Source organism: Micromonospora sp. LOL_025 (genome assembly GCF_048060285.1).
Taxonomy (GTDB): Bacteria; Actinomycetota; Actinomycetes; order Mycobacteriales; family Micromonosporaceae; genus Micromonospora.
The window spans coordinates 85,503-97,880 of the sequence record NZ_JBHMIR010000019.1 but is presented as its reverse complement, the minus strand read 5'-3'; the positions used below and the strand labels follow the sequence as shown (position 1 = coordinate 97,880).

The 12,378-nt window shown below is 73.5% G+C and carries 9 protein-coding genes; all 9 read left to right on the top strand.

The features are described from left to right. Window positions 1-1,482: 1,482 nt before the first annotated feature. Window positions 1,483-2,106, top strand: coding sequence for a hypothetical protein (locus ACFHW0_RS21885; RefSeq protein WP_416610432.1), 624 nt, complete (start codon window positions 1,483-1,485; stop codon window positions 2,104-2,106). Window positions 2,107-2,255: 149 nt separating this feature from the next. Further along, window positions 2,256-2,717: a DUF948 domain-containing protein gene (locus tag ACFHW0_RS21880; protein ID WP_089000990.1), complete on the top strand. Its 462-nt coding sequence runs from the start codon at window positions 2,256-2,258 to the stop codon at window positions 2,715-2,717. A gap of 27 nt (window positions 2,718-2,744) precedes the next feature. Continuing rightward, on the top strand, window positions 2,745-3,050 hold the full coding sequence (locus ACFHW0_RS21875) for a hypothetical protein (protein ID WP_121395286.1): 306 nt from the start codon (window positions 2,745-2,747) through the stop codon (window positions 3,048-3,050). Further along, window positions 3,047-5,725 carry an alanine--tRNA ligase gene (alaS, locus tag ACFHW0_RS21870; protein WP_416610373.1) on the top strand — a complete coding sequence of 893 codons (2,679 nt, stop codon included), beginning with the start codon at window positions 3,047-3,049 and terminating at the stop codon, window positions 5,723-5,725. Before ACFHW0_RS21875 ends, alaS begins: the two co-directional genes overlap by 4 nt. Before the next feature lie 72 nt (window positions 5,726-5,797). Continuing rightward, a complete protein-coding gene (gene ruvX, locus ACFHW0_RS21865; protein WP_416610371.1) occupies window positions 5,798-6,259 on the top strand; it encodes a Holliday junction resolvase RuvX in 462 nt (153 codons plus the stop codon). Further along, the gene (gene mltG / locus ACFHW0_RS21860; protein WP_416610369.1) at window positions 6,256-7,458 is read left to right on the top strand and encodes an endolytic transglycosylase MltG; all 1,203 of its coding nucleotides are present in this window, start codon (window positions 6,256-6,258) and stop codon (window positions 7,456-7,458) included. The genes ruvX and mltG overlap by 4 nt, the downstream gene beginning before the upstream one ends. Next, on the top strand, window positions 7,458-8,282 hold the full coding sequence (locus tag ACFHW0_RS21855; RefSeq protein WP_416610368.1) for a shikimate dehydrogenase: 825 nt from the start codon (window positions 7,458-7,460) through the stop codon (window positions 8,280-8,282). The genes mltG and ACFHW0_RS21855 overlap by 1 nt, the downstream gene beginning before the upstream one ends. A gap of 154 nt (window positions 8,283-8,436) precedes the next feature. Beyond that, the gene (locus ACFHW0_RS21850; protein ID WP_416610366.1) at window positions 8,437-10,137 is read left to right on the top strand and encodes a glycosyl hydrolase; all 1,701 of its coding nucleotides are present in this window, start codon (window positions 8,437-8,439) and stop codon (window positions 10,135-10,137) included. A gap of 221 nt (window positions 10,138-10,358) precedes the next feature. Next, a complete protein-coding gene (locus ACFHW0_RS21845; RefSeq protein ID WP_416610364.1) occupies window positions 10,359-12,287 on the top strand; it encodes a hypothetical protein in 1,929 nt (642 codons plus the stop codon). Window positions 12,288-12,378 lie beyond the last annotated feature (91 nt).

The following is a 12,378-nucleotide window of genomic DNA, read 5'->3' as shown; positions in this document are numbered from 1 at the left end:
GAGGTCACGGGTCGGGGCCGGCGTGCGGCCGCCGCCGACGAGACCTCCGGCCGGGCCGGCCGCGCCACGGTCGGCGGTCAGCCCTCCGCGCGCCGGGCGGACGACGGGGTGGCCCCCACCCCGGGCCGCCCCGCCGTCCCGGACGAGGCGGAGAACCCGCCGCACGCGCCGCGCCCGGCCGACGGGGAAGCGGGGCGGCGACGCCAGCCCGGTGATCCCCGGACCGGCCGGCCGGAGCGCCCGGCCGACTGGCTGCGGCAGGCCGGCCGTGCCCACCACACCGATCCCGCCCTGCCGACGGTCAAGCGGTCGGTGCCGCCCGCTCCGGGCGGTCCGTCGCCGGCGCCGCCCGGGCCGGAACAGCGCGGCGCCGGGACCGGCGACGTCCCCGTGGGCCGGGCACGGCCCGGCGCGCAGCCGCCGCGACCCACCGACGCCACCGAACCCGGACGGCCCTCGGGGCGGGTCCGACCCATCGCCGAGCCGCCCCGGCCCGCCGACACCCCCCATCCCGGGCCGCCGGCCCGGGGCGCCGCCCGCCCCACGCCGGCCGGTCCACCGCCGCCGACCGGCGCCCCGACTTCGGCCGGCCGGGCCCACCCCGACCCGACCCGCCCCGACCCCACCCCGACCGGACCCGCGCGTCCGGACGCCGGTCTGGCGGGTCCGGCGCGTCCTGACCCTGGCCTGGCGGGTCCGGCGCGGGGTGCCGCGCGTCCCGATCCCGGCCTGGCGGGTCCCGCCCGGGGTGCCGCGCGTCCGGACGCCGGTCTGGCGGGTCCGGCGCGTCCCGATCCTGGCCTGGCGGGTCCGGCGCGGGGTGCCGCGCGTCCCGGCACCGGCCCGGCCGGTCCCGCGCGGTCCGTCGCGCCGACATCCGGCAGCGCCGCCGTGCCGTCCGCCGCCGGGTCGTTCCCGGCCGCCGCGAGCCCGATCGCGCCGCCCGCTCCGCGCCGCCCCGGGCCCGGCCCGCAAGGCCCCGAGGCGCCGTCGGGCCTGGCCGGGCCGGGGGTTAATCCGCCCGCACCGGGCGGGGCCGGACAGACCGCGTCCGGCCCCGCCCGTCCAGCCGCCACTCCGCCCGGCCCGGCCCGGCCCGGTGCCGTCCGACCGCCGGTCGGCGGGCGGGACCGGCCCGAGCCGACGCCCGGCGAGGGCCCCCGACCCGGCCCCGTCGGTCCGCCCGGGGTGGCCCGGGCGGCCGCCCCGGCGCCCCGCCCCGGGCCCGAGGACCGCGCCGCCGGGCGGGCGATCCCGCCACACCGCGAGCCGGGGCGACCGGAGCCGTCCGGCGTTGCGCCGGTGCCGTCGCCGGGGGCTGCGGGCGAGCCGGTGGTGGCGCGGGCCGCCGCGGCGGTCGTACCGCCCGCCGACCCGGCCGACGAAGCGGCGCTGCGCCGACCCGCGGAGCCGGAGTCGCCGGACGACGACGCGGCCGGCCCCGGCGGGCTGCGCGGCGCACGGTCCGAGCTGCGTCGCCGGATGCGCGAGCGGCGGCGGCTGCGGATGGGCGTCCTCGCCCTGGTCAGCGTGGTGCTGCTCGGCGCGATCCCGCTCTACTTCGGCATCCGTACGCTCAGCCGCGATCCGGTCTTCGACACCCTCGACGAGCTGGACGTGCCGGGTTGGGCGGCGGTGCAGACCGTCGACGACGTCAGCGGCAGCCGCTGGTGCCTGCTCGACTGCCGGCTGCGCGAACGCACGGCCACGTCGGAGCGGTCGACGGCGGAGACGGCACAGGTCTACGAGCGGGCGCTGGCCGACGACGGCTGGCGGCCGTGGAAGGTGAGCCGCTGCCCCGAGCAACCGGCGAAGGGGAGCTACACGTGCTGGCGCCGGGACGAGCTGACCCTCGACCTGTGGGTGCGCGAGCCCGCCTGCGTGCCGCCCCCGGTGGACGGGGAACCGGCGGTCGTGCCGTCGCCCGACCCGGCGACCGCTGCGGAGCAGTGCTCCGGCTCGTTGGTGTCGGTGAAGGTCCGCAACGCGATCGACGACGAGCGGACCCGGCCCCAGCCCACCATCGACCCGTCGCTCACCGGCGAGGATCCCTTTCCGACGGTCAGCGAGGATCCGCTCGCGACACCGACACCCTCACCGTCCTGAGCCGGTTTCCATCACGGACGGTAGGGTCTGGGGCTGGCGGACCGCCAGCTCCCGCCGGCCCCTCACGGGTGCCGGACGGCGGTGTGGGCAGGACGGTCGCGCGTTCCGGGGGCGTCGGGTTCCCGGAACTCTGCTTGAGGAGGACAGGCGTGGGCTTTTTCGAGGTCGCGGCGCTGATCGCGGCGATCGCGTTCGCGATGCTGGTGTTGATCCTGACGCTGCCCATCCTGCGGCTGCGGCACACCGTGGACGCCACCACCCGGATGATCAACGACCTCAACGACCGGACCGCGCCGCTGCTCGGCGACGTGAACACCACCGTGAAGAACGTGAACACCGCCCTGGAGCAGGTGCAGACCTCCCTCGACGGGGTCAACCTCCAGCTCGCCAAGGTCGACACCATGACCAGTCACGCGCAGAACGTCACCGCCAACGTCGCGAACCTGGCGACCGTCGTCTCCGCCGCCGCCGCCAACCCGTTGGTCAAGGTGGCCGCGTTCGGCTACGGCGTACGCAAGGCCGCCTCCGCCCGGCGGCACGCCGAGACCGAGCGTGAGGTGCGCGACACCATCAAGCAGCAGCGGCGGGCCGCCAAGCGCGGCAACCGCTGACCCGCCACGACCAGGAGGAGCTCGGAGATGAGGCGGTTGTTCTGGCTCGGCATCGGGTTGGCCGTGGGCGTGGTGGTGGTCCGCAAGGCCACCCGCACCGCGCAGGCGTACACCCCGGCCGGCATCGCCAGCACGGTGACCGAATCCGCTGGCGGGCTGGCGGAGTCGCTGCGTAGCTTCGTGGAGGACGTCCGGATCGCGATGGCCGAGCGTGAGCAGGAGATCCACGAGGCGTTCGCCCAGGGCGAGGCGTTCGACGACCAGTTCGCCGAGCTGCGGGAGGACCCGCGCCTCGGCGACCGAGAGATCTTTCCGGAGGAACACCAGCGATGAAGACGGCGGAGATCAAGCGGCGGTACCTCGCCCACTTCGAGGCGAACGGCCACACCGTGGTGCCGTCCGCTCCGCTGCCCGCCATCAGCGACCCGAACCTGCTGTTCGTCAACGCCGGCATGGTGCAGTTCGTCCCCTACTTCCTGGGGCAGCAGACCCCGCCGTACCGGCGGGCGGTCAGCGTGCAGAAGTGCATCCGCACGCCCGACATCGACGAGGTCGGCAAGACCAGCCGGCACGGCACGTTCTTCCAGATGAACGGCAACTTCTCCTTCGGTGACTACTTCAAGGACGGGGCGATCCCGCTCGCCTGGGACCTGGTCACCAAGTCCCAGGAGCAGGGCGGTTTCGGCCTCGACCCGGAGCGGATCTGGCCGACGGTCTACCTCGACGACGACGAGGCGTTCGAGATCTGGCGCTCGGTCGGCGTGCCGACCGAGCGGATCGTGCGCCGGGGCAAGGCGGACAACTTCTGGTCGATGGGCATCCCCGGCCCGTGCGGCCCGTGCTCCGAGCTGTTCTACGACCGGGGCCCGGAGTACGGCCGTGAGGGCGGCCCGGCGGTCGACGAGGACCGCTACATGGAGTTCTGGAACCTCGTCTTCATGCAGTTCGAGCGCGGCCCGGGCACCGGCAAGGAGGACTACCCGATCCTCGGTGACCTGCCGGCGAAGAACATCGACACCGGCATGGGCCTGGAGCGGATGGCCTCCATCCTCCAGGGCGTCGACAACCTCTACGAGATCGACGAGGTCCGGCCGATCCTCGACAGGGCCGCCGAGCTGACCGGCAAGCGCTACGGCGCGCACTCCGGGCACGTCGCCAGCGAGTCGCACCCGGACGACGTGCGGCTGCGGGTGATCGCCGACCACGTGCGTACCGCGCTGATGCTGATCGGTGACGGGGTCACCCCGAGCAACGAGGGGCGCGGCTACGTGCTGCGCCGCATCATGCGCCGGGCGATCCGGTCGGTGCGGCTGCTGGGCTGGCAGGAGCGGGCGCTGCCCGAGCTGCTGCCGGTGGCCCGGGACTGCATGGCCCCGTCGTACCCGGAGCTGGCCGCCGACTTCGACCGGATCGCCGACTACGCGTACGCGGAGGAGGACGCCTTCCTGTCCACCCTGCGGGCCGGCACCACGATCCTGGACACGGCCATCGCGGAGACCCGCACCGCCGGCAAGCCGGCGCTGTCGGGTGAGAAGGCGTTCCAGCTGCACGACACCTACGGCTTCCCGATCGACCTGACCCTGGAGATCGCGGCCGAGCAGGGACTGGCGGTCGACGCCGAGGGCTTCCGCCGGCTGATGGCCGACCAGCGGGCCCGCGCCAAGGCCGACGCGCAGGCGCGCAAGACCGGGCACACCGACCTGTCGGCGTACCGGTCGGTGCTCGACTCGGGCGGCCCGGTGCGGTTCACCGGCTACGGCGAGGTGTCCCGGGAGTCGACGGTGCGGGCGGTGCTCGGCGTCGACGGTCTCCGCCAGGCGGCGGTGGAGGGCGACACGATCGAGCTGGTGCTCGACGCCACCCCGTTCTACGCCGAGGGCGGTGGGCAGCAGCCCGACCTCGGCATGATCACGGTGGGCGGTGGCCAGGTCGAGGTGCTCGACGTGCAGCAGCCGGTGCCCGGCCTGATCGTGCACCGCGCCCGGGTGCTCCGGGGCGAGGTGCGGGCGGGGGAGACCGGCTACGCCGAGATCGACACCACCCGACGGCGGGCCATCTCCCGGTCGCACACCGCGACGCACCTGGTGCACCAGACGATGCGCAACTTCCTCGGCGAGTCCGCCACCCAGGCCGGTTCGCTGAACGCGCCGGGCCGGCTGCGGTTCGACTTCAACACCCCGACGGGGGTGGCGCCGAGCGTGCTGCGCGACGTGGAGCAGCAGGTCAACGAGGTGCTCCTCGCCGACCTGGAGGTGCACGCCTTCATCACCTCGCTGGAGGAGGCGCGGCGGATCGGCGCGATGGCGCTGTTCGGCGAGAAGTACGGCGAGGAGGTGCGGGTCGTCGAGGTCGGCGACTACGCCCGGGAGCTGTGCGGCGGCACCCACGTCTCCCGTTCCGGCCAGCTCGGCCTGGTCAAGATCCTCTCCGAGTCGTCGATCGGCTCCGGGGTGCGTCGGGTCGAGGCCCTGGTCGGCATGGACGCCTTCAACTTCCTGGCCCGGGAGCACCTGCTGGTGTCCCGCCTCGCCGAGCTGTACCGGGTGCCCAACGACCAGGTCGCCGACCGGGTCGAGCAGACCGTGACGCAGCTGCGCGACGCCGAGAAGGAGCTGGAGAAGCTGCGGGCCCAGCTGGTGCTCGGTGGCGCGTCGGCGCTAGCCGCGCAGGCGAAGGACGTGCGGGGCGTCGCGTACGTGGGCACCGAGGCGCCGGAGGGTGCGGCCGGCAACGACGTGCGGACCCTCGCCCAGGAGATCCGGGGCAAGATCGACCCGGCGCGGCCGGCGGTCGTCGCGGTGGCGGCCCGGGCCAACGGCAAGGCGTCGTTGGTCGTCGCGGTGAACCCGGCCGCGCGCAGCCGGGGCCTCGCCGCCTCCGACCTGGTCAAGGCGGCCTTCTCTGGACGCGGCGGGGGCAGTCCCGACCTGGCCCAGGGCGGTGGCCTGCCGGCCGCCGAGGCGCCGAAGCTGCTGCTCACGGTCGAGAAGGCGATCGCCGAGGCGTGATGCGTGCTGGCAGCGGCCAGGGCGGACCCGCGCGGTCCGCCCTGGTTCGCCATTTCGAGGGAGTCACCGGCCGTGAGTGAGTTGTCCCGGGGAGTCCGGCTCGGGGTGGACGTCGGGCAGGTCCGGGTGGGGGTCTCCCGTTCGGACCCGCACGGCGTGCTGGCCACCCCGCTGGTGACCCTCGCCCGCGACCTCACCGCGGCTGCGGACGCGGTGCCGGCCGACATCGCCGCGCTCAAGGCGCTGGTGGCCGAGCACGAGGCGGTGGAGGTCGTCGTCGGCCTTCCGGTCAATCTCGCCGGCAAGCACGGTCCCGCCGCCGTACACGCGAAGGCGTACGCTGACCGACTGGCCGATGTAATAGCGCCCGTTCCGGTGGCGCTCACCGACGAGAGGATGTCCACGGTCGTGGCGTCTCGTAGGCTTGCCGAGCGTGGTGTCCGAGGTAAACGGCAACGGGCGGTGGTCGACCAGGCTGCCGCGGTGGAGATTCTGCAGAGCTGGCTGGACGCGCAGCGGAGGCGGACGCGATGATGGACGATCTTGACCTCGGGTTCGACGAGCAGGACCGGGGGGAGAAGGGCAAGCACCGGCGCGGCGCGGTGCGCAAGCGCAAGGGCGGCTCCGGCGGCGGTGGGCGGGGCAAGACCGTCCTGGCGCTGCTGCTCGCCTTCGTTTTGCTGGGCACGATCGGCGGCGGCGCGTTCTACGGCTTCGACCGCGTCCAGAGCTACTTCGTCACCCCCGACTACGACGGCGCGGGCACCGGCGAGGTGACGGTCGAGATCAAGCAGGGCGCGCTGATCGCCGACATGGCCGACGCGCTGGTCACCGCCGGCGTGGTGAAGAGCGCCAAGGCGTTCATCGAGGCCGCCGAGGCGAACGCCCGCAGCAAGAACATCCAGCCGGGCACGTACAAGCTGCGCAAGCAGATGAGCGGCGAGAGCGCCGTCACCGCGATGCTCGACCTGAAGAACCGGATCGTCAACGGGGTCACCATCCCGGAGGGCCGGACGGCGAAGAACGTCTACAAGCTGCTGTCCGAGAAGACCAAGATCCCGGTGAAGGACTTCGAGGCGGCGGCGAAGGACCCGATCGCGCGGGGCGTGCCCGACTGGTGGTTCAAGCGCACCGACGACAAGAAGGTCAAGCCGTCGATCGAGGGCTTCCTCTACCCGGACACCTACGAGATCCCGCCGAAGGCGACCGCCGAGAGCATCATCGAGCTGATGGTGGAGAACTTCCTGAGCGTGACCCAGGAGATGCAGTTCGCCGACCGGGTGCAGAAGGAGCGCGGCGGCATCAGCCCGTACGAGGCGCTGATCGTCGCGTCGCTGGCCCAAGCCGAGGCGGGGAACAAGGACGACCTGGGCAAGGTCGCCCGGGTGGCGTACAACCGGGTGTTCGGCGAGTTCCCGTGCAACTGCCTGGAGATGGACGTCACGGTCAACTACTACCTGGAGTCGATCGGTAAGCCGACCAAGCGGTCCGCGGACATGACCGCGGCGGAACTGGACGACCAGAAGAACCCGTACAACCGGAAGCTGAAGGGCCTCGTGCCCACCCCGATCAACAACCCCGGCAAGCAGGCCATCGAGGGTGCGATGGACCCGCCGCCCGGCAAGTGGCTCTTCTTCGTCGCGATCGACAAGGAGGGGCACTCCGCCTTCGCCGAGACCTACGCGCAGCACGAGAAGAACATGGACAAGGCGCGGGAGGCCGGGATCATCTGATGACGGCCGCACGCCGGGCGGGGGTGCTCGGCACGCCGATCGCGCACTCCCTCTCGCCGGTGATCCACAACGCCGGCTACGCGGCGGCGGGGTTGACCGGGTGGTCGTACACCCGGATCGAGTGCGCGGCGGCCGAGCTGCCGGACGTGGTCGCCGGCCTCGGCCCGGAGTGGGCCGGGCTGTCGGTGACCATGCCCGGCAAGGAGGCGGCGCTCGCGGTGGCCGCCGAGGTCTCGCCGGTCGCCGCCGCCGTCGGCGCCGCCAACACGCTGGTACGCCGCCCGGACGGCTCCTGGTACGCCGACAACACCGACGTGGTCGGCATGGTCGAGGTGCTCGCCGACGCCGGGGTGCGCCCCGGGGCGACGGTGACCGTGCTGGGCGCGGGCGGTACGGCCCGGGCTGCGGTGGCGGCGGCGGGGCGGCTCGGCGCCCGCGCGGTGACCGTGGTGGCCCGCCGGCCGGCGGCGGCCGAGGAGCTGCGCCCGGTGGCCCGCGCGGTCGACGTGGAGATGCGCGCGGCGGCCTGGGACGACGCCGCGAGACGCCTCGACGCGGACCTGGTGGTCGCGACCGTGCCGAAGGGGGTCGCCGATCCGCTCGCCGGGCCGGCCGCCTGGCGGCCCGGCGCGGTGTACTTCGACGCGCTCTACGACCCGTGGCCGACGCCCCTGGCGGCGTCGGCCCAGGAGGCCGGCTGCCGGATCGTCTCCGGGATCGACCTGCTCCTGGCCCAGGCGGTGGGCCAGTTCGAGCACTTCACCGGCGTCGCCGCGCCCCGGGCCGCGATGGCCGCCGCGCTGGCCGCCGCCCGCGCCGACTGACCGGCGGCTCGGGGGCGGGAGTGTCCCCTGTGGCCATCCGGTGCATCCTTAGGCGACGGTTAAGACGCGCTTAGGTCCGACTGTCCTCCCCACGTCACGCCGTGGCCGTGGTTACGCTGCTGACCGTCACCGTCCGACACACAGGGAGTACTCCTTGAGCAGGCACGGACTGCACCGCATCCCCCGGCACGCCGGCCCACGGCGCAAGGCCGTCGTCCTCGGCGTGGCCGGCGCCACCGTGGTGGCCGGCATCGTGGCCACCACGATGCCGCTGCTGGCCGCCGACGACCTGTCGATCCGCGCGAGCGCGGACACCACGGCGACCATGGTGCCGCAGGACGGCGACAACGGCGCGAAGACGACGCTGGCGACCTGCGCGGTCCGCTGCGACGGCAACCCGCGGGGCGGCCGGGAGGCGGTCGTCCAGTTCGCGGTGACCACCCTGCCGGCCACGGCGGTCAACGTGCGGGCCACGCTGCGGGTGCACGCGTGGCAGGAGTTCCCGGCGACGGTGACCGCGCACGCCTCCGCGGTGGACGCCCGCGCGGCCCGGCCGACGCCGATGCTGCCCGGGGCGGTGCTCGACACCGTCTCGGGCGTGGCGAAGGGCTTCAACGAGTGGGACGTCTCGGCCCTGGTGAAGGGCAACGGCACCTGGACGGTCTCGCTGGCGCAGACGGGCCTGGAGAGCAGGATCTACTGGGCGTCGACGGAGAACCGCAACCCCGACCTGCGTCCGCGCCTGGAGATCCGCTACGACGTGGGCACCCGGCCCACGCCGGTGGTGACCAGCGCCGCGCCGTCGCCGAGCCGGACGGTCACGCCGAGCCCCGCGCCGAGGCCGACGCCCAGTGCCAGCCCCACCCGCGCCACCCCGAGCCCGTCGGCGAGCCCCTCGACCGGTACGGACCGGTGCGGCGAGGTGTCGAGCAGGCTGGTGCCCTCCTGCGGTGCCTGGTGGGGGATGTACTCCCCGTCGAGCGCCGGCGACGGCTGGGACCACGGCGCGGCGGTGGCCGAGGTGGAGGCGCAGGTCGGGCGGAAGTTCGACATCGTGCACCGCTACCACGACTTCTCCAACGCCGGCAGCAACGGCGCCTTCCCCGACGCCTACCAGCGGCAGCAGATGCGCGAGGGGCGGCTGATGTTCTTCGCCTGGGAGTCGCGGATCTTCTCCTCCGGCACGGTGCTGACCTGGCAGGACGTCTACAGTGGCCGATACGACGCCACCATCGACGCGGTCGCCGGGCGGATCCGCGACACCGGCGTGCCGGTGTTCATGGGCTTCGACCACGAGCCGGAGGACGAGCCGGCCAAGGGCAGCGACGCCGACTTCGTCCGCGCCTGGCGGCACGTGCACGACCGGTTCGCCGCGGCGGGCGCCGACAACGCGGTCTGGGTCTGGACGATGATGGGCTGGTCGGGCCACTACGACCGCTACACGGGTCTCTACCCCGGCGACCGGTACGTCGACTGGGTGGGCTACGACCCGTACAACTTCCACGTCTGCAACGGCAGCAAGGTCTGGAAGAGCCCGGCCACCACCATCGGCGGCTTCTACCGGTGGCTGGACGAGCACCGGGTCGGGGTCGGCAAGCCACGGATGCTCGCCGAGTTCGGCACCAACTTCGACGCGGCCGACCCGGACGCGAAGCGGCGCTGGTTCGAGGAGTTCCCGGCGGCGCTGAAGGCGCACCCGAAGATCAAGGCGGCGATCTACTTCAACTCCCCGGGGATGACCCGCCGGTCGGACACCTGTGACATGACCATGAACCACGACGCCGCGTCGGTGGCGGGGTTCGCCCGCGCCGGGCGCGACAGCTACCTGCGGCAGCCCACCGGGGGCGCCCGCTGACACCGTGCGTTCACATTTTGACTCAGAGTGATACGGGCGAGTCGGACATCCGACGTCCTGTGTGCGGTGTCATGTTGCTGATGCAGTGACCGCCCAATCGGCGGATATCGCCAGGCTGGGTCGACCAGGCACGCTACGCGGGTTCTCTCCCGACATGGAGGCGTAGCGTGCCCGACATCCCGCTCTCTCGGCGATCCGCCGGACTCCGCACCCGGGCGGGGGTGGTCGCACTCGTGACCGCCGCCGCCGTGCTGGCCGTCCCCACCGGGACCTCCGCCGCCCTGGTGCCGGCGCCCGAACCGGCGACCCTGGTCTCGGCCAATCCGGCCGACGCCACACCGCACGCCAGGGACGGCGAGACCCGCGCCTTCGCGCAGGTCGGCTCCACCGTGTTCGTCGGCGGCAGCTTCACCCAGATCCGGCAGACCGCCAGCGCGGCGTGGACCACCCAGCGCTACCTCTTCGCGTACGACCGGGCCAGCGGCACGATCTCGACCAGCTTCCTGCCGGTGCTGGACGGCGCGGTCAACACGCTGGTCGCCGGGCCCGGCGGCACGCTGATCGTCGGTGGCACCTTCAAGACCGTCAACGGCGTCTCCCGCAAGAACCTGGTGGCGCTCAACCCCGCCACGGGCGCCATCGTCGACAGCTGGGTCGGCCGCTCCGACGGCGGCACCGTCCGCGACCTGGCGCTGCACGGCAACTGGCTCTACGTGGCCGGGGCGTTCAACTGGCTCAACGGCACCGCGCACGCCGGCCTCGGCCGGCTCAACGCCACGACCGGCGCCATCGACCCGACCTTCAACGTCAACGCCACCGTCGGGCGCCACCAGACCACCTCGTACGTCTGGACGCTCGACGTCTCCCCGGACGGCGGCACTCTGGCCGTCGGCGGCAACTTCACGCTCGTCAACGACCTGCCGCGCAACCAGATGGCGCTGGTCGACCTCACCGGCACCCCGACGGTGCTCGACTGGAGCACGGAGAAGTTCGTGCCGCCGTGCGCGGCGCCGACGACCTTCGTGCACTACGTGCAGGACGTCAAGTTCGGCGGCGACGGCAGCTGGTTCGTCGTCGGCACCAACGGCGGCTCAGGCTGGCCGGCCGCGTACTGCGACGCGCTGGTGCGCTTCGAGACCGCCGCCCGGGGCACCGGGCAGCTGGGCACCTGGGTCGACTACACCGGCAACGACACCATCACCTCGGTCGAGGTGGCCGACAACGTCATCTACCTCGGCGGGCACTTCCGCTGGCTGAACAACCCGAACGCCAGCGACACCGCCGGCAACGGCGCGATCGACCGGCTCGGCATCGCCGCGGTCACCCCGGCCACCGGCATGCCGGTCAACTGGAACCCCCGGCGCAGCGGCAGCGCGACGATGCCGCCCGGCACCAGCAACTGGGGCTCCTCGGTGCCGGTGCTCTGGCGCGGCAGCGACGGCCTCTACTTCGGCCACAACTCCGACGGCATGGGCAACGAGTACCACGGCCGGCTCGGGATGTTCCCGCTGACCGGCGGGCGCACCATCACCCCGAAGAACGCGCCGACCGCGACCACCGGCAACCTCTACGTCGGCACCGGCGCGGGCGAGCTGGCCAGGGTGCCGTTCGACGGCGCCAGCCTGGGCACCCCGACCACGGTCAGCCAGCCCAACTACACGGCAGCCGGCGCGACCTGGCGGGTGGCCGACCGGATCTACTGGTCGCACACCGTCGCCGGTACCCCCACCGGCAGCCGGATCGACATCTCGCTGTTCAACGGCGGCGCGATCGGCGCGCCGTGGGAGGCGTCCGGCTACAACGACTGGTTCAACCCGGCGCTGATGACCGGCGCCTTCTACCTCGACGGGCGCCTCTACTACACCCGCTCGGGCGCCAACGGTCTCTACTACCGCTACTTCGAGATCGACGGCAACTACCTCGGCGCCACCGAGTTCACCCTGCCCACCACGGGGGTGACCTGGTCGGCCGTGCGGGGCATGGCCTGGGTCGCCGGCCGGGTCGTGTACGGTGCCACCGACGGAACGCTGCGCAGCGTGCCGTTCGACCCGACGGCCGCCCCGGCGGTCGACGGAACGGCGGCGACGGTGGTCCCGGCGACCGCCGGCGTGACGTGGTCAACGCCGTCGACCTTCTTCTCCGTGCAGTGACGGTCGACTGTTCGTAACGGAACATCGGTAGATTGTTCACGTTGGGCCGGCGACGGATCAGCCGTCGCCGGCCCGCACGACGTGGGGAGGG